Genomic DNA, 17,197 nt, shown 5'->3' on the forward strand with positions numbered 1-17,197 from the left:
AAACTGCCTCCTGCTGAAATTATTTAATTCCGTCTGCGGCCATACGGTCGCGAATATGCTGTGCGCGTTCTTCTGAGGCTGGGTGATCGTCAAACATGGAGCTTTGGCGTCCCGCTTCCAGCTTGGCCAGTTTTTCAAAGCTGGTGGCTAAACCTGATGGATTAATGCCGCGTTTGCGCAACAGATCGTAGGAGTAGTCATCCGCCTCGGACTCCTGACGCTGGGAGAACTGAGAGTTAACCAGCTTTTCACCCACGTCGCCAAGCTGTGACTGCGACAGGCTGCCAACGATACCGCCCGCTGAGGCCGCCGCTGCGCGGATGGCATTGGTGCCCAGCGCAACCTGCATTCCTTTCTTCACGTGGCCCAGGGCAACGTGGCCCATTTCATGGCCGATAACCGCTTCCACTTCGTTGTCGGTCATCATGTCCATCAGACCGCTATAGACGCGGATACAGCCGTTCGCCATCGCGAAGGCGTTCACGTCTTTCGCCATGTACACCTTGTAGTTCACCGGCTGGCCGTTGATGTTGTCGCCCAGCGCGGAAGCAATCTTATTCAGACGCTGCGTGTAGGTACTGTTAGCCGGCGCAAGCGTGGCTTTTCCGTCCATATCTTTACAGGCCTGGTCGCTCAGCGCTTTCACCTGCGCATCGCTCAGGGAATAGGCCTGAAAGGCCTCTGCGCCTGACGTCATCAGACCGTTAGAATCCATATTCTGACAGCCGCTCAGCAGGAGCGTTGTACCCAGGGCCAGCACTATTGCACGCATTTTCATGAGGTTGCTTCCGTACTCGTTAATCTGAATAAAATCCGAAAAGTGCACCGTCAGCGAAGCCGGTGTCGGGCTAAGTATAAGGAATATCGACAGAGCCGGGCGAGTAGATTGCGCAACATGCGAGCATGATCCAGAGATTTCTTAACAAGCAAAAGAATGCTCCATGTACATGACTTGCGGCTTGGGTTACATTGTTGGCACTTTTTTCCGGCGTAGCCCAAAACGCGCTGTCGTCAAGGGCATGGCCTTTAACAGTCCGATCTGGAGTTAAAATGTCCTCACGTAAAGAGCTTGCTAATGCTATTCGTGCGCTGAGCATGGACGCAGTACAGAAAGCCAAATCCGGCCACCCAGGGGCCCCTATGGGTATGGCTGATATCGCCGAAGTCCTGTGGCGTGATTTCCTGAACCACAACCCGCAGAACCCGTCATGGGCTGATCGTGACCGCTTCGTGCTGTCTAACGGCCACGGCTCTATGCTGATCTATAGCCTGTTGCACCTCACCGGCTACGATCTGCCTATCGAAGAGCTGAAAAACTTCCGTCAGCTGCACTCTAAAACTCCAGGTCACCCGGAAGTGGGTTACACCGCTGGCGTAGAAACCACCACCGGCCCGCTGGGTCAGGGTATTGCTAACGCCGTGGGTATGGCGATTGCTGAGAAGACGCTGGCGGCGCAGTTTAACCGTCCTGGTCACGACATCGTAGACCACTTCACCTACGCGTTCATGGGCGACGGCTGCATGATGGAAGGCATTTCTCACGAAGTGTGCTCCCTGGCAGGTACCCTGAAGCTGGGCAAACTGGTTGCGTTCTATGACGACAACGGTATCTCCATCGACGGTCACGTTGAAGGTTGGTTCACTGACGACACCGCAGCACGCTTCGAAGCCTACGGCTGGCACGTTGTGCGTGGTGTTGATGGCCACGATGCTGACTCGATTAAACGTGCAGTGGAAGAAGCGCGCGCTGTGACGGACAAACCGTCCCTGCTGATGTGCAAAACCATCATTGGCTTCGGTTCGCCGAACAAAGCGGGTACTCACGACTCCCACGGTGCGCCACTGGGCGATGCGGAAATCGCACTGACCCGTGAAGCGTTGGGCTGGAAACACCCTGCATTCGAAATCCCATCTGAGATCTATGCTCAGTGGGATGCAAAAGAAGTGGGTCAGGCGAAAGAAGTTGCCTGGAACGAGAAGTTCGCTGCCTATGCGAAAGCGTTCCCGCAGGAAGCCGCTGAATTCACCCGTCGTATGAAAGGTGACATGCCGTCTGACTTCGACGCGAAAGCGAACGAGTTCATCGCTAAGCTGCAGGCGAACCCGTCTAAAATCGCGAGCCGTAAAGCGTCTCAGAATGCGATTGAAGCGTTCGGTCCTCTGCTGCCAGAGTTCCTCGGTGGCTCCGCAGACCTCGCGCCTTCTAACCTGACTATCTGGTCCGGTTCTAAAGCGATCAACGAAGACACTGCCGGTAACTACATCCATTACGGTGTACGTGAATTCGGTATGACTGCGATTGCCAACGGTATCTCCCTGCACGGTGGTTTCCTGCCGTACACCTCTACCTTCCTGATGTTCGTTGAATATGCACGTAACGCCGTGCGTATGGCCGCGCTGATGAAACAGCGTCAGGTGATGGTCTACACCCACGACTCCATCGGTCTGGGCGAAGATGGCCCAACTCACCAGCCGGTAGAGCAGGTGGCTTCCCTGCGCGTGACCCCGAACATGAGCACATGGCGTCCATGTGACCAGGTTGAATCCGCGGTGGCGTGGAAATACGGCGTTGAGCGTCAGGACGGTCCAACCGCGCTGATCCTCTCCCGTCAGAACCTGGCACAGCAGGAACGTACGCCAGAGCAGCTGGCGAACATCGCTCGCGGTGGTTACGTGCTGAAAGATAGCGCGGGCCAGCCAGAGCTGATCTTCATCGCCACCGGTTCTGAAGTTGAACTGGCTGTTGCAGCGTGGGAAAAACTGACTGCCGAAGGCGTGAAAGCACGCGTGGTCTCCATGCCGTCTACCGATGCGTTCGACAAACAGGATGCCGCTTACCGTGAGTCCGTTCTGCCTAAAGCGGTTTCCGCGCGTGTGGCAGTGGAAGCGGGTATCGCTGACTACTGGTTCAAATACGTGGGCCTGAACGGTGCCATCGTCGGCATGACCACCTTCGGTGAGTCTGCTCCGGCAGAGCTGCTGTTCGAAGAGTTCGGCTTCACCGTTGAGAACGTTGTCGCGAAAGCGAAAGAACTGCTGTAATCGCCGTTTTGCCCGGTGGCGCACTAGTGCTTACCGGGCCTACAAATGGCACGAAAGTAGGCCGGGTAAGCGCTAGCGCGCCACCCGGCTTTTTTGTAGGCATTATTCCACCTAAAATGTGACGCAAGTCATATAGCTCGCTTATTCATCTGGACAGACATTCCTTTTATTCCCCGATTCGCTTATTCTTGCTGAAGCGTTTCAGTCGATTAAATGTTCGACAATTGACCAATCAATCGCAGTTTGTGACAGCAAGGATTCCCCTTCGGGCGTAGCTGGATTACTCTTTCAGCCACCTCAAACTCAGGGATTGCTTTGCAGGAGATCTATGACCGTACGCGTAGCGATTAATGGCTTCGGTCGCATCGGACGTAATGTGGTTCGTGCTTTGTATGAATCCGGACGTCGGGCGGAAATAACCGTGGTGGCAATCAATGAACTGGCGGATGCTACGGGCATGGCGCATTTGTTGAAATATGACACCAGCCACGGACGCTTTGCCTGGGATGTGCGCCAGGAAAGAGATCAGCTTTTTGTGGGTGACGACGCTATTCGTGTGCTGCATGAGAACAGCATCTCCGGGCTACCTTGGCGTGAACTGGGTGTGGATGTGGTGCTTGACTGTACCGGTGTGTACGGCAACCGCGAACATGGCGAAGCGCATCTGGCTGCAGGCGCGAAAAAAGTCCTTTTTTCTCATCCCGGCAGTAACGACCTCGACGCGACCGTCGTGTTTGGCGTCAACCAGCATGAGCTGCAAGCCGAACACCGCATTGTTTCCAACGCCTCCTGTACCACTAACTGCATTATTCCGGTCATCAAACTGTTAGACGATGCGTATGGCATTGAATCCGGCACTGTGACCACGATTCACTCCGCCATGCACGATCAGCAGGTGATCGACGCCTATCATCCGGATTTACGACGCACTCGCGCGGCGAGCCAGTCAATCATTCCGGTGGATACGAAACTGGCGGCAGGGATCACCCGAATTTTTCCGCAGTTTAATGACCGCTTTGAAGCGATTGCCGTGCGTGTCCCGACGATTAACGTCACCGCAATCGACCTTAGCGTGACGGTGAAAAAACCGGTAAAAGCCTGTGAAGTCAACCTGTTGCTGCAAAAAGCGGCACAGGGGGCATTTCATGGTATAGTTGACTATACGGAATTACCGTTGGTCTCAGTAGATTTTAACCACGACCCGCACAGCGCCATCGTCGATGGCACGCAAACGAGAGTCAGTGGCGCACACCTTATCAAGACGCTGGTCTGGTGTGATAACGAATGGGGCTTTGCTAACCGAATGCTCGACACCACGTTAGCGATGGCCGCTCAAGGTTTCAGGTAAGACGCATTGTGCGTCTGCAAAACTTTAAGAATCAACGAGAGGATTCACCATGTCTGTAATTAAGATGACCGATCTGGATCTGGCTGGTAAACGCGTTTTCATCCGTGCCGATCTGAACGTACCGGTTAAAGATGGCAAAGTGACCAGCGACGCGCGTATCCGTGCATCTCTGCCAACCATCGAACTGGCTCTGAAGCAGGGCGCGAAAGTGATGGTCACCTCCCACCTGGGTCGTCCAACTGAAGGCGAGTACAACGAAGAGTTCTCTCTGCTGCCAGTGGTTAATTACCTGAAAGACAAACTGTCCAACCCGGTTCGCCTGGTGAAAGATTACCTGGACGGCGTTGAAGTGGCAGCCGGTGAACTGGTTGTTCTGGAAAACGTTCGCTTCAACAAAGGCGAAAAGAAAGACGACGAAACCCTGTCCAAAAAATACGCTGCGCTGTGCGACGTATTCGTGATGGATGCATTCGGTACGGCTCACCGTGCACAGGCGTCTACCCACGGTATCGGTAAATTCGCAGACGTAGCGTGTGCGGGTCCTCTGCTGGCTGACGAACTGGAAGCACTGGGTAAAGCACTGAAAGAACCTGCTCGTCCAATGGTGGCTATCGTTGGTGGTTCTAAAGTTTCTACCAAACTGACCGTTCTGGATTCCCTGTCTAAAATCGCTGACCAGCTGATCGTTGGCGGTGGTATCGCGAACACCTTCGTTGCCGCTCAGGGCCACAACGTGGGTAAATCCCTGTACGAAGCAGATCTGGTTGACGAAGCGAAACGCCTGCTGACAACCTGCGATATCCCAGTTCCAACTGACGTTCGCGTAGCGACCGAGTTCTCTGAAACCGCGACGGCAACCCTGAAATCTGTAAAAGACATCAAAGATGAAGAGCAGATTCTGGACCTGGGCGACGTTTCTGCACAGAAACTGGCTGAAATCCTCAAAAACGCAAAAACTATCCTGTGGAACGGTCCTGTTGGCGTGTTCGAATTCCCGAACTTCCGCAAAGGTACTGAAATCGTTGCTAACGCTATCGCAGACAGCGAAGCGTTCTCTATCGCAGGCGGTGGTGACACCCTGGCAGCAATCGACCTGTTCGGTATCGCTGACAAGATCTCCTACATCTCCACTGGTGGCGGCGCATTCCTCGAATTCGTGGAAGGCAAAGTACTGCCAGCAGTAGCAATGCTCGAAGAGCGCGCTAAGAAGTAAGCCATTCAAGGGCAGGGAAACCTGCCCAATTTTCAGCGCGCTTTTAAGAGCTCGCACCTTTTCTAACGGCCGAAGATACAGGACTAAGCAACATGTCTAAAATTTTTGATTTCGTAAAACCTGGCGTTATCACTGGTGATGACGTACAGAAAGTGTTCCAGGTAGCTAAAGAAAACAACTTCGCACTGCCAGCGGTTAACTGCGTGGGTACCGACTCCATCAACGCCGTACTGGAAACTGCTGCTAAAGTTAAAGCTCCAGTTATCGTTCAGTTCTCCAACGGCGGCGCTGCATTCATCGCAGGTAAAGGCGTGAAAACTGACATTCCTCAGGGTGCTGCAATCCTGGGTGCTATCTCTGGTGCGCACCATGTACACCAGATGGCTGAACACTACGGTGTTCCGGTTATCCTGCACACTGACCACTGCGCGAAGAAACTGCTGCCGTGGATCGACGGTCTGCTGGACGCGGGTGAAAAACACTTCGCGGCAACCGGTAAGCCACTGTTCTCTTCTCACATGATCGACCTGTCTGAAGAGTCACTGCACGAAAACATCGAAATCTGCTCTAAATACCTGGCGCGCATGGCCAAAATGGGCATGACCCTGGAAATCGAACTGGGTTGCACCGGTGGCGAAGAAGACGGCGTGGACAACAGCCACATGGACGCTTCTGCACTGTACACTCAGCCAGAAGACGTTGATTACGCTTACACCGAGCTGAGCAAAATCAGCCCACGCTTCACCATTGCAGCGTCCTTCGGTAACGTACACGGCGTTTACAAACCAGGTAACGTGGTTCTGACCCCGACCATCCTGCGTGATTCTCAGGAATACGTTTCTAAGAAACACAACCTGCCGCACAACAGCCTGAACTTCGTCTTCCACGGCGGTTCCGGTTCTTCTGCTCAGGAAATCAAAGACTCCGTAAGCTACGGCGTAGTGAAAATGAACATCGATACCGACACCCAGTGGGCAACATGGGACGGTATCCTGCAGTACTACAAAACCAACGAAGCTTACCTGCAGGGTCAGTTGGGCAACCCGAAAGGCGAAGACCAGCCGAACAAGAAATACTACGATCCACGCGTATGGCTGCGCGCTGCCCAGACTTCTATGATTACTCGTCTGGAGCAGGCATTCAAAGAACTGAACGCGGTAGACGTTCTGTAATTTGAGCTGCTAACAGTATCTGAAGGCCCGCAAATGCGGGCCTTTTTTTATGGTTTTTCAATATCCTGACAGACCGGTTTTTGTGATCTGTTTGGCAATACTTGCGCTTTTTGTTTACCCTTTACGGACCTGCCTGTCTCCATGGGGGATGGATTTTGTGTTTTGGTTTAACAAAAGGAAGAATAAATGGAACAACTCGATGTTGTAGACAGCATCAATAATGCCGGTAACTGGCTGGTGCGCAACCAGGCGCTGCTGCTGAGCTATGCCGTGAACATCGTCGCGGCGCTTGCCATCATCATCGTCGGGATGATCGTGGCGCGTATCGTATCGAACGCGGTTAACCGCGTAATGCTGGCCCGTCACATTGACGCCACGGTGGCTGACTTCCTCTCTGCGCTGGTGCGCTACGGCATTATCGCCTTTACGCTGATTGCGGCGCTGGGTCGTGTGGGTGTGCAGACCGCATCCGTTATCGCCGTTCTCGGTGCCGCCGGTCTGGCTATTGGTCTGGCGCTGCAGGGCTCGCTTTCAAACCTGGCGGCAGGCGTTCTGCTGGTCACCTTCCGTCCATTCCGCTCCGGTGAATACGTTGACCTTGGCGGTATTGCCGGAACCGTGCTGCAGGTACAGATTTTCTCCACGACCATGCGTACCGTCGATGGCCGTATCGTAGTGGTGCCGAACGGGAAAATCATCGCGGGCAACATCATTAACTTCTCCCGTGAACCGGTGCGTCGTAACGAACTGATTATCAGCGTGGCGTATGACTCCGACATCGATCAGGTGAAGTCACTGATTACCAACATCATTGCTTCAGACGATCGCATTCTGAAAGACAAAGAGCAGACGGTTCGCCTGAACGAACTGGGCGCTTCCTCGATTAACTTCGTGGTGCGTATCTGGAGCAAGAGCAGCGATCTGCAAAACGTGTACTGGGACGTGTTGGAACGCATTAAGCGTGACTTCGACGCCAACGGCATCAGCTTCCCGTACCCGCAGATGGACGTAAACGTCAAAAAAGTCAAAGAAGCAGAATAACTTCATCAGTAGGCCCGGTAAGCGCTAGCGCCACCGGGCTTTATTTTTATAAGCGCAGCTAATCCCCAATTAATATTATCAATTTCCTCTAATGTGATTCGCGCAGTATAGTCTGCTTCCAGAACAACACTGTGAGAATTGCGTCATGTTATCCTATTACTTTCAAGGCCTTGCCTTAGGTGCAGCCATGATCCTTCCCCTCGGCCCACAAAATGCGTTCGTGATGAACCAGGGTATCCGCCGCCAGTATCATCTGATGATTGCCCTGCTGTGCGCGGTAAGCGATTTACTGCTGATCTGTGCCGGGATTTTTGGCGGTAGCGCATTGCTGATGCAGTCTCCCTGGCTGCTGGCGCTGGTCACCTGGGGCGGCGTGGCGTTTCTGCTCTGGTATGGTTTCGGTGCCCTGAAAACGGCGATGAGCAGCAACCTCGAACTGGCGAGCGCGGACGTCATGAAGCAGGGCCGCTGGAAGATTATCGTCACCATGCTGGCGGTCACCTGGCTTAATCCGCATGTTTATCTGGACACCTTCGTGGTGCTGGGCAGCCTGGGCGGACAGCTGGACGTTGAGCCGAAACGCTGGTTTGCGCTTGGCACGGTCAGCGCCTCTTTCCTCTGGTTCTTCGGTCTCGCCATTCTGGCCGCATGGCTGGCACCTCGTCTGCGTACTGCCAAAGCCCAGCGCATCATCAACACTCTGGTGGGCCTGGTGATGTGGTTTATTGCTTTTCAGCTGGCAAAAGAGGGGATTCACCACGTTCAGGAATTGTTCAACTAATCCTTGTCTTATGGACAACTGAACAAGACCCGCTAAGCTTGCTGGCATGCGCCCTGTTAATGGGCACTCTTCGCAACATGGAGGAATAACAGTGAAGTTTAAGGTGATGGCCCTGGCGGCATTAGTAAGTTTTGGTGCGGTGTCGGTGCAGGCAAGTGAACTGCCGGATGGCCCGCACATCGTCACTTCAGGCACCGCAAGCGTGGACGCGGTACCCGATGTTGCAACGCTGGCAATTGAAGTCAATGTGGCTGCGAAAGATGCGGCATCTGCCAAGAAGCAGGCTGACGATCGTGTTGCGCAATATCTCTCTTTCCTCGAGCAGAACGGTGTAGGTAAAAAAGATATCAACTCCGCGAACCTGCGTACTCAACCTGATTACGACTACCAGAATGGTAAAAGCATCCTGAAAGGCTACCGTGCCGTGCGTACCGTCGAAGTGACCGTGCGTCAGCTGGATAAGCTTAACTCGCTGCTGGATGGCGCGCTGAAGGCGGGTCTGAACGAAATTCGTTCCGTGTCGCTGGGCGTTGCGCAACCGGAGAAATACAAAGACGAAGCGCGTAAAGCGGCGATTGATGATGCCATTCACCAGGCGGAACAGCTGGCTTCTGGCTTTAAGAGCAAGCTCGGCCCGGTTTACAGCGTGCGTTACCACGTCTCTAACTACCAGCCAAGCCCGATGGTACGGATGATGAAGGCTGATGCCGCCCCGGTATCCGCTCAGGAAACTTACGAGCAGCCAACTATTCAGTTCGACGATCAGGTGGATGTGGTCTTCCAGCTGGAACCTGTTGCAGCACAGCCGAAACCGGCTCAGTAATCTGTAGGCCGGGTAAGGCGAAGCCGCCGCCCGGCTTGTTTTTTAATCCTGTCTCAACACCTTATGCCCGTACGCCAGCAGCGCATCGGTGACGTTGCGCATCATGCGGCTTTCCGGCGCAAAACGGTGCCAGTAGAGCATCCGACGCTGATACAGCCCTGGCGTCAGATCAATCAGCTCACCGCTTTTCAACTCTTTCTCAATCTGCAGATGCGGGATCATGCAGCAGGTGGTGCCCTGACGCGCAAGCTGCACGAAGGCTTCCGACGAGTTCACGATATGGCACGGCACGCTGCCCGGCGGTAGATCGAAGTTTTGCTGCAGGAATGCCTGGTGCATATCGTCCAGATGGTCGAACGCCACGGCAGGGGCTTTCAGCAGCGCGGCGCGGGTGACGCCGTTCGGGAAGTAGCGCTCGGCAAACGCTTTTGAACCCACAAACAGATAGTCCAGTGCGCCCAACTGATCGACAAGGCAGCTTGGCAGCGCCTGAGGCTGGATACTGACCGCCCCAACCACTTCACCGCGACGCAGGCGTTCCTGGGTACGGGTTTCATCTTCCACCTGGAGATTCAGGCGGATAGGGGAGTCTGCTAATACCGGCGCCAGGGCCGGCAGCAGCCAGGTCGCCAGACTGTCGGCGTTGACCGCCAGAGAGAGCAGCAGCGGCGTAGAGCCCGTTTGTTCGTCACCCAGCCACTCGTCTTCCAGCAGTTCAACCTGACGCAGCAGGGCGAGGAGCTTTTGCCCTTGCTCGGTTGGACGTGGCGGCACGGTACGCACCAGCAGCGGCTGGCCGAACATGTTTTCAAGCTGTTTGATACGCTGTGATACGGCGGACTGCGTGATGCAAAGCTTTTGCGCCGCGCGCTCAAAACCTCGTTCACGAATAACTGCATCAAGTGCCTGTAGTGTTCTGTAGTCCGGACGTTTCATTGCTCTGGCTGGCTCCTTAATTTTGCTTATTCTGCACTATGACACAATTTTCCCTTTGTGGCAGACGAATTCCATTCGACGTGTTCTATAATGCGCCCTGAGTTTTCACACCACAGGCAAAACGATCATGACGCAGGATGAACTGAAAAAAGCAGTAGGATGGGCCGCTCTCCAGTACGTGCAGCCGGGTACCATTGTCGGTGTCGGTACGGGATCAACCGCGGCACACTTTATCGATGCGCTGGGCACGATGAAGGGGCAAATCGAGGGTGCGGTTTCCAGCTCTGATGCTTCCACGGAAAAGCTGAAAAGCCTCGGCATTACCGTTTTCGATCTCAACGAAGTGGATCGTCTGGGGATTTACGTTGATGGCGCGGATGAAATCAACGGCCACATGCAGATGATCAAAGGCGGCGGCGCGGCGCTGACGCGCGAAAAGATCATCGCCTCCGTTGCGGACAAGTTTATCTGCATCGCGGACGCCTCCAAGCAGGTCGACATTCTGGGTAATTTCCCACTGCCGGTCGAAGTGATCCCAATGGCGCGTAGCGCGGTTGCCCGTCAGCTGGTGAAGCTGGGCGGTCGTCCTGAATACCGTCAGGGCGTAGTCACCGACAACGGTAACGTGATCCTCGACGTTCACGGTCTGGAAATTCTCGACGCGATCGCGCTGGAAAATGCCATCAACGGCATTCCAGGCGTAGTGACCGTAGGGCTATTCGCCAACCGTGGCGCGGATGTGGCGCTGATCGGCACCGCTGACGGCGTGAAAACCATCGTAAAATGATCTGACGGGGGGAGTCCTCCCCCCGCTAAAAAAATTTTGAAAAGCTAAATTCGGTGACTTGTGTCACGTTTTTCCGCCTCATTTGCCGATCCTGCCGCGTTTGTAAATTTCCATAGCATTTTCCTCTGACATTTTGCTCTGTATGACTTCTCTTCAGAGTGCCGACGCAAACGTTCATATTGCTGCAATAGTTTTTTTTGATATGTTGGCTACAGCGGATTCATATCCAGCACAACATCAGTTCAGACAAAAACAGGGTCGGGTAAATGGCAAAGGTATCACTGGAGAAAGACAAGATTAAATTCCTGCTGGTCGAGGGCGTGCATCAAAAAGCAATCGATAGCCTTCGTGCGGCAGGTTACACCAACATCGAATTTCACAAAGGCGCGCTCGATACCGAGGAGCTGAAAGCGTCCATCCGTGATGCCCACTTCATTGGCCTGCGATCCCGTACTCACCTGACTGAAGACGTTATTGCCGCGGCGGAAAAGCTGGTGGCTATTGGCTGCTTCTGCATCGGTACCAACCAGGTTGACCTGAATGCTGCCGCCAGACGCGGTATCCCTGTCTTCAACGCCCCGTTCTCCAACACCCGTTCCGTGGCGGAGCTGGTGATTGGCGAACTGCTGCTGTTGCTGCGCGGCATTCCAGAAGCTAACGCCAAAGCGCACCGCGGTGTGTGGAACAAACTGGCGTCTGGCTCATATGAAGCGCGTGGTAAAAAACTGGGGATTATCGGCTACGGTCACATTGGTACGCAGCTCGGTATTCTGGCGGAATCCCTTGGTATGCATGTGTTTTTCTACGATATTGAAAGCAAGCTGCCGCTGGGTAACGCGACCCAGGTTCAACACCTTTCTGACCTGCTGAATATGAGCGACGTGGTGAGCCTGCACGTGCCGGAAAATGCATCCACCAAAAACATGATGGGCGCGGAAGAGCTGGCGCTGATGAAGCCGGGCTCACTGTTGATTAACGCCGCGCGCGGCACGGTTGTCGATATCCCGGCACTGGCGGATGCGTTGAAGCGTAAGCATCTGGCGGGAGCGGCCATCGACGTGTTCCCGACGGAACCCGCCACCAACAGCGATCCGTTTACCTCTCCGCTGTGCGAGTTCGATAACGTGATCCTGACGCCGCACATCGGTGGTTCTACCCAGGAAGCACAGGAGAACATCGGCCTGGAAGTGGCGGGTAAACTGAGCAAATATTCCGACAACGGTTCTACGCTCTCTGCCGTGAACTTCCCGGAAGTGTCTCTGCCGCTGCATGGTGGTCGTCGTCTGCTGCACATCCACGAAAACCGTCCGGGCGTGCTGACCGCGATCAACCAGATCTTTGCCGAGCAGGGCGTCAACATTGCCGCGCAGTATCTGCAGACGAACTCGCAGATGGGCTACGTGGTCATTGATATCGAAGCGGATGACGATGTTGCCGAGAAAGCGTTGCTGAGCATGAAGTCTATTGCGGGGACGATTCGCGCGCGTCTGCTGTACTGATGGTGCGGTTTGTGGTGTCGGGTGGCGCTTACGCTTACCCGACCTACAATGTTTGAGGATTGATGTAGGCCGGGTAAGGCGCAGCCGCCACCCGGCTTTATTCTACCAGACCCAGATTTTGCTGGGCGTCACTACCGCTGGCAACGGCACATCCCACTTCTCCACCGGCAACGCCTCCACGCCCTGACAATCATGCGCGTAACCCACCGGCTGCAACCCGTACTGCTGCCAGTTTTGCAGCGTCCGGTCGTAAAAACCGCCGCCCATCCCTAAACGCTGGCCCTGTTCATCAAACGCCACCAACGGCGTAATCAGCACATCCAGCTGTGACAGCGGGAGCACATCACGCACGTCGAGTTTCGGCTCGGTGATTTTCAGGCGATTCACCACCAGCTCGCTGTGCGGGTGGTAGTGCAGAAACAGCAAATTACCTTCGCTGAACGGGTGTAGCACCGGCAGATACACCTTCTTCCCGGCGCGCCAGAGTTGCTCTATCAGCGGTTGGGTATCCAGCTCTCCATCAAATGACAGAAACAGCGCAACGGTGTGCGCCATCACTACAGGGGGATACGCCATCATACGGGCGGCGGCCTGCTGGGCAAAATGTGCTTGCTGAACGGGGGTTAACGCACGGCGGCGCTGACGAATTAACTGACGGATGTCCTGGCGTGAAGCAGAAACTTCAGGGAATTGAGTCATGGTAGTCGGTAGAAGAAAAGAGAGGGAATCTCCGAGATGCCGCCGCAGGCTGTAACCCTTGAACCCTTGGTTCAAGGTGAATGTGTCGTCATAGTTTTAAGGCTTCTCGGACGGACCGAGCATGCTCACCAACCATGGAGCGCCACATTCTTGTGGTATGAAATATCGGCTCAGGGGACTGGCCCGCTTGCGAACATCTCAGAGAAATTTTGTCTTCACAGTTACTCTACCATAGTTAACTGAGAAGTGTTATTCAAACTTTGGTCCCGGTCTTTCGGGATTGCGACCTTGATCAAGCAATGCCTGTTCTATGGTCTGCTGGAGCATTTTAATGCGCTGCTCCATGCTTGCCGCGTAGTCGCGGGTCTTCGCTTTTTCCTGAGTCAGTTCATAGCTGATGTTCAACGCGGCGATGAAAACCAGCTGCTCAGTATTTGTGACTCTAGTGCGTTCTTTTAGATCTTGCAACCGCTGATTCAAATCGTCCGCTGCCTGATTCAAAGCATCCCTTTGTTCAGGCGGACAATTCACTCGCAGTGAACGGCCAAAAATCTGGAGATCGACGGGTTGTGCAGACATGCCACCTTCCTGCTGATTGACTGCGCTGCCTTCGCTTACTGCCCCGGGGGCTGCGAAGGGGCGACACTATAGCTACCCTGATGTGAAGATACAAGCCCTTTTCTGGTATCACCAGGGTCCAAAGTGGTAGCATATCATGAAACTTCCCCCCTTTGATGACGAATGCTCATGTCTATACAGAACGAAATGCCTGGTTACAAGGATTTAAACCAGTTACTGAACCAGCAGGGAGTCGGTTTAACCCCTGCCGAAATGCACGGTCTGATCAGTGGCATGCTGTGCGGCGGAAACAGCGACAGCTCATGGCAGCCGCTGATCCACGACCTCACGAATGAAGGGCTGGCGTTTGGTCACGAGCTGGCGGAAGCGCTGCGTAAAATGCACGCTGCAACCAGCGATTCGCTGGAAGACGATGGCTTCCTTTTTCAGCTTTATCTGCCTGAAGGCGACGACGTCAGCGTGTTCGATCGCGCCGATGCGCTGGCCGGCTGGGTAAACCACTATCTGCTGGGGCTGGGTGTGACGCAGCCTAAACTGGATAAGGTGACTGGCGAAGCGGGTGAAGCGATCGACGACCTGCGTAACATCGCCCAACTCGGCTACGACGAAGACGAAGACCAGGAAGAGCTGGAAATGTCTCTTGAAGAGATTATCGAGTACGTGCGCGTGGCGGCACTGCTGTGCCACGACAACTTCACGCGCTCACAGCCGACCGCGCCGGAAGTCCGCAAGCCAACCTTACATTAAGAAAAATAACGCACAGGAGGGTGTCATGGTTATCTCGAGTCAAGAGTATTCGCGCCGCCGTCAGGCGCTGCTGGCTACAATGCAGCCGGGCAGCGCCGCGCTGATTTTTGCTGCGCCCGAAGTTACGCGCAGCGCCGACAGCGAATACCCCTATCGCCAGAGCAGCGATTTCTGGTACTTCACCGGCTTTAACGAGCCGGAAGCGGTGCTGGTGCTGATTAAGAGCAATGACACTCACAACCACAGCGTGATTTTCAACCGCGTACGCGATCTGACGGCCGAAATCTGGTTTGGCCGCCGCTTAGGCCAGGAGGCCGCACCGGCGAAGCTGGGCGTTGACCGCGCGCTGGCGTTTAGCGAAATCAACCAGCAGCTCTACCAGCTGCTTAATGGCCTCGACGTGCTCTATCACGCGCAGGGCGAATATGCGTACGCCGATGAGATCGTTTTCACCGCGCTGGATAAGCTGCGCAAAGGCTCGCGCCAGAACCTGTCCGCACCGGCCACGCTGACGGACTGGCGTCCGGTGGTGCATGAGATGCGCCTGTTCAAGTCTGAAGAAGAGTTGAATTTGATGCGTCGTGCGGGCGAAATCAGCGCCCTGGCGCACACCCGCGCCATGGAAAAATGCCGTCCCGGGCTGTTCGAATACCAGCTGGAAGGCGAAATTCACCACGAATTTAACCGCCACGGCGCGCGTTATCCCTCCTATAACACCATCGTTGGCGGCGGGGAAAATGGCTGCATTCTGCACTACACCGAAAACGAAAGTGCGCTGCGCGACGGCGATCTGGTGCTGATTGACGCCGGTTGCGAATATCAGGGCTACGCGGGAGATATCACCCGTACCTTCCCGGTGAACGGTAAATTCTCACCGGCACAGCGCGCGATTTACGACATCGTTCTCGACTCGCTTGAGACGGCGCTCAGGCTGTATCGTCCCGGAACTTCCATGCAGGAAGTGACCGGCGAAGTGGTGCGCATCATGATTACCGGTCTGGTCAGGCTCGGGATCCTGAAAGGGGATGTCGACACCCTGATTGCTGAAAATGCGCATCGACCGTATTTCATGCACGGCCTGAGCCACTGGCTGGGGCTGGATGTCCATGACGTTGGCGCGTACGGCACCGACCGTTCGCGCGTGCTGGAGCCGGGCATGGTATTAACCGTGGAACCGGGTCTGTATATCGCGCCGGATGCCGACGTGCCTGAAGAGTACCGCGGGATTGGCATTCGTATTGAAGACGACATCGTTATTACCGAAACCGGTAACGAAAACCTGACCGCGAGCGTCGTGAAAAACGCTGACGATATCGAGGCGCTGATGGCAGCGGCACGCGTATGAGCGTGATTATTGTTGGCGGCGGGATGACCGGGGCCACGTTGGCATTGGCCATTTCGCATTTGACGAAGGGCCAGCTTCCGGTGCACCTGGTTGAGGCCGTCGCACCGCAGACGAAGAATCATCCCGGTTTTGATTCTCGCGCTATCGCCCTGGCGCAGGGGACCTGTCAGCAGCTGTCGCGCATTGGTATCTGGCAGGCCATTGCCGACTGTGCCACCGCCATTAATACCGTGCATGTGAGCGATCGCGGCCATGCCGGGTTTGTGACGCTGGATGCCCACGATTACCGTATTGACGCGCTGGGTCAGGTTGTTGAACTGCACGATATTGGCCTGCGCCTGTTCCGCCTGTTGCAGGACGCGCCAGGCGTCACGCTGCACTGTCCGGCACGCGTTGCCAGCTTCACCCGCAGTGAAGATGCAGTCAGCGTGACGCTGGAAAACGGTACCGTGCTTGACGGCCAGCTTCTGGTCGCCGCGGACGGTTCGCGCTCAACGCTCGGCACCCAGTGTGGCGTGGAGTGGCGTCAGCAGCCTTACGGGCAGGTTGCGGTGATTGCGAACGTCTCTACCGCTGCAGAACACAGCGGCCGGGCGTTTGAGCGTTTTACGCAGCACGGCCCGCTGGCGATGCTGCCGATGTCGGACGGGCGCTGTTCACTGGTCTGGTGTCACCCGCAGGATAAGGCTGAAGAGGTTAAAGCCTGGTCAGACGAACGTTTTTGTACCGAGCTGCAAAAAGCCTTTGGCTGGCGGCTGGGGCGTATTACCCATGCCGGCAAGCGGACGGTCTACCCGCTTTCGCTGACTACGGCGTCTCAGTCCATCTCCCATCGTCTGGCGCTTGTCGGTAATGCTGCGCAGACGCTGCACCCCATCGCAGGGCAAGGGTTCAACCTTGGCCTTCGGGATGTCATGAGCCTGGCGGAAACCCTTTCGCAGGCGTGGGGCGAACAAAAAGACTGTGGCGCATACCCGGTACTCAGCCATTACCAGAGGCGCCGCCAGGCGGATAAAGAGGCGACGATTGGCGTCACCGATGGCTTAGTCCATCTTTTTGCTAATCGCTGGGCACCGCTGGTTGCGGGTCGCAACCTCGGGCTGATGGCGATGGAATTATTCATTCCGGCACGTGACGTGCTGGCGCAGCGGACTCTTGGTTGGGTCGCGCGTTAAGGAGTTATCA

16 protein-coding genes and 1 other RNA gene are annotated in these 17,197 nt (G+C 55.2%); 12 read left to right on the forward strand and 5 right to left on the reverse strand.

Annotated features, from left to right (window positions below; translation table 11 throughout):
- Positions 1-19 precede the first annotated feature (19 nt).
- Positions 20-778, reverse strand: coding sequence for a metalloprotease LoiP (gene loiP / locus FU672_RS12890; RefSeq protein WP_021242066.1), 759 nt, complete (start codon positions 776-778; stop codon positions 20-22).
- 272 nt (positions 779-1,050) lie between these two features.
- Between loiP and tkt the strand changes: the two genes are divergently transcribed.
- The 7 genes from tkt (at position 1,051) to FU672_RS12930 (ending at position 9,420) form a co-directional block, all read left to right on the forward strand.
- On the forward strand, positions 1,051-3,042 hold the full coding sequence (gene tkt / locus FU672_RS12900; protein ID WP_148243523.1) for a transketolase: 1,992 nt from the start codon (positions 1,051-1,053) through the stop codon (positions 3,040-3,042).
- Positions 3,043-3,370: 328 nt separating this feature from the next.
- A complete protein-coding gene (epd, locus tag FU672_RS12905; RefSeq protein ID WP_023333324.1) occupies positions 3,371-4,390 on the forward strand; it encodes an erythrose-4-phosphate dehydrogenase in 1,020 nt (339 codons plus the stop codon).
- 49 nt (positions 4,391-4,439) lie between these two features.
- On the forward strand, positions 4,440-5,603 hold the full coding sequence (gene pgk / locus FU672_RS12910; protein ID WP_148243524.1) for a phosphoglycerate kinase: 1,164 nt from the start codon (positions 4,440-4,442) through the stop codon (positions 5,601-5,603).
- A gap of 92 nt (positions 5,604-5,695) precedes the next feature.
- Positions 5,696-6,775, forward strand: coding sequence for a class II fructose-bisphosphate aldolase (gene fbaA / locus FU672_RS12915; RefSeq protein WP_029739216.1), 1,080 nt, complete (start codon positions 5,696-5,698; stop codon positions 6,773-6,775).
- Between the two features lie 186 nt (positions 6,776-6,961).
- Positions 6,962-7,816, forward strand: a complete 855-nt coding sequence (locus tag FU672_RS12920; RefSeq protein WP_148243525.1) for a small-conductance mechanosensitive channel MscS — start codon at positions 6,962-6,964, stop codon at positions 7,814-7,816.
- A 145-nt stretch (positions 7,817-7,961) separates the two neighbouring features.
- Complete coding sequence (gene argO, locus FU672_RS12925) at positions 7,962-8,597, forward strand: arginine exporter ArgO (protein ID WP_148243526.1); 636 nt, start codon at positions 7,962-7,964, stop codon at positions 8,595-8,597.
- Between the two features lie 91 nt (positions 8,598-8,688).
- Positions 8,689-9,420 (forward strand): oxidative stress defense protein, encoded by a 732-nt coding sequence (locus tag FU672_RS12930; RefSeq protein WP_023618222.1) that lies wholly within the window; start codon positions 8,689-8,691, stop codon positions 9,418-9,420.
- A gap of 42 nt (positions 9,421-9,462) precedes the next feature.
- Here FU672_RS12930 and argP read toward each other — a convergent pair whose 3' ends face one another.
- The gene (gene argP, locus FU672_RS12935; protein WP_008499727.1) at positions 9,463-10,356 is read right to left on the reverse strand and encodes a DNA-binding transcriptional regulator ArgP; all 894 of its coding nucleotides are present in this window, start codon (positions 10,354-10,356) and stop codon (positions 9,463-9,465) included.
- 127 nt (positions 10,357-10,483) lie between these two features.
- Here argP and rpiA point away from each other — a divergent pair, with 127 nt between their 5' ends.
- Both rpiA and serA read left to right on the forward strand, forming a co-directional pair.
- Positions 10,484-11,143 carry a ribose-5-phosphate isomerase RpiA gene (gene rpiA, locus FU672_RS12940; protein WP_003860091.1) on the forward strand — a complete coding sequence of 220 codons (660 nt, stop codon included), beginning with the start codon at positions 10,484-10,486 and terminating at the stop codon, positions 11,141-11,143.
- Positions 11,144-11,409: 266 nt separating this feature from the next.
- Positions 11,410-12,642, forward strand: coding sequence for a phosphoglycerate dehydrogenase (gene serA / locus FU672_RS12945; protein ID WP_024906569.1), 1,233 nt, complete (start codon positions 11,410-11,412; stop codon positions 12,640-12,642).
- A gap of 102 nt (positions 12,643-12,744) precedes the next feature.
- Here the strand turns inward: serA and FU672_RS12950 are convergent, their stop codons facing one another.
- From FU672_RS12950 to zapA, 3 genes are all read right to left on the reverse strand, one after another.
- Entirely contained in the window at positions 12,745-13,341 is a 597-nt protein-coding gene (locus FU672_RS12950; RefSeq protein WP_148243527.1) for a 5-formyltetrahydrofolate cyclo-ligase, read from the reverse strand.
- A 24-nt stretch (positions 13,342-13,365) separates the two neighbouring features.
- Positions 13,366-13,549: non-coding RNA, 6S RNA (ssrS, locus tag FU672_RS12955), on the reverse strand.
- 41 nt (positions 13,550-13,590) lie between these two features.
- Positions 13,591-13,920: a cell division protein ZapA gene (gene zapA, locus FU672_RS12960; protein WP_006811891.1), complete on the reverse strand. Its 330-nt coding sequence runs from the start codon at positions 13,918-13,920 to the stop codon at positions 13,591-13,593.
- A gap of 168 nt (positions 13,921-14,088) precedes the next feature.
- Here zapA and FU672_RS12965 point away from each other — a divergent pair, with 168 nt between their 5' ends.
- The 3 genes from FU672_RS12965 to ubiH are packed head-to-tail and all read left to right on the forward strand — an operon-like array spanning position 14,089 to position 17,187.
- Positions 14,089-14,667: a YecA/YgfB family protein gene (locus FU672_RS12965; RefSeq protein WP_029739212.1), complete on the forward strand. Its 579-nt coding sequence runs from the start codon at positions 14,089-14,091 to the stop codon at positions 14,665-14,667.
- 31 nt (positions 14,668-14,698) lie between these two features.
- Positions 14,699-16,012 (forward strand): Xaa-Pro aminopeptidase, encoded by a 1,314-nt coding sequence (gene pepP / locus FU672_RS12970; protein WP_148243560.1) that lies wholly within the window; start codon positions 14,699-14,701, stop codon positions 16,010-16,012.
- The gene (ubiH, locus tag FU672_RS12975; protein WP_148243528.1) at positions 16,009-17,187 is read left to right on the forward strand and encodes a 2-octaprenyl-6-methoxyphenyl hydroxylase; all 1,179 of its coding nucleotides are present in this window, start codon (positions 16,009-16,011) and stop codon (positions 17,185-17,187) included. The genes pepP and ubiH overlap by 4 nt, the downstream gene beginning before the upstream one ends.
- The last annotated feature ends 10 nt before the right edge of the window (positions 17,188-17,197 follow it).

It is taken from the genome of Enterobacter asburiae, from assembly GCF_008080435.1.
GTDB classification, from domain to species: Bacteria; Pseudomonadota; Gammaproteobacteria; order Enterobacterales; family Enterobacteriaceae; genus Enterobacter; species Enterobacter asburiae_C.

Coding starts and splice junctions, on each gene's coding strand:
- loiP (WP_021242066.1), bottom strand. CDS start 778: ATGAAAATGCGTGCAATAGTGCTGGCCCTGGGTACAACGCTCCTGCTG.
- tkt (WP_148243523.1), top strand. CDS start 1,051: ATGTCCTCACGTAAAGAGCTTGCTAATGCTATTCGTGCGCTGAGCATG.
- epd (WP_023333324.1), top strand. CDS start 3,371: ATGACCGTACGCGTAGCGATTAATGGCTTCGGTCGCATCGGACGTAAT.
- pgk (WP_148243524.1), top strand. CDS start 4,440: ATGTCTGTAATTAAGATGACCGATCTGGATCTGGCTGGTAAACGCGTT.
- fbaA (WP_029739216.1), top strand. CDS start 5,696: ATGTCTAAAATTTTTGATTTCGTAAAACCTGGCGTTATCACTGGTGAT.
- FU672_RS12920 (WP_148243525.1), top strand. CDS start 6,962: ATGGAACAACTCGATGTTGTAGACAGCATCAATAATGCCGGTAACTGG.
- argO (WP_148243526.1), top strand. CDS start 7,962: ATGTTATCCTATTACTTTCAAGGCCTTGCCTTAGGTGCAGCCATGATC.
- argP (WP_008499727.1), bottom strand. CDS start 10,356: ATGAAACGTCCGGACTACAGAACACTACAGGCACTTGATGCAGTTATT.
- rpiA (WP_003860091.1), top strand. CDS start 10,484: ATGACGCAGGATGAACTGAAAAAAGCAGTAGGATGGGCCGCTCTCCAG.
- serA (WP_024906569.1), top strand. CDS start 11,410: ATGGCAAAGGTATCACTGGAGAAAGACAAGATTAAATTCCTGCTGGTC.
- FU672_RS12950 (WP_148243527.1), bottom strand. CDS start 13,341: ATGACTCAATTCCCTGAAGTTTCTGCTTCACGCCAGGACATCCGTCAG.
- zapA (WP_006811891.1), bottom strand. CDS start 13,920: ATGTCTGCACAACCCGTCGATCTCCAGATTTTTGGCCGTTCACTGCGA.
- FU672_RS12965 (WP_029739212.1), top strand. CDS start 14,089: ATGTCTATACAGAACGAAATGCCTGGTTACAAGGATTTAAACCAGTTA.
- ubiH (WP_148243528.1), top strand. CDS start 16,009: ATGAGCGTGATTATTGTTGGCGGCGGGATGACCGGGGCCACGTTGGCA.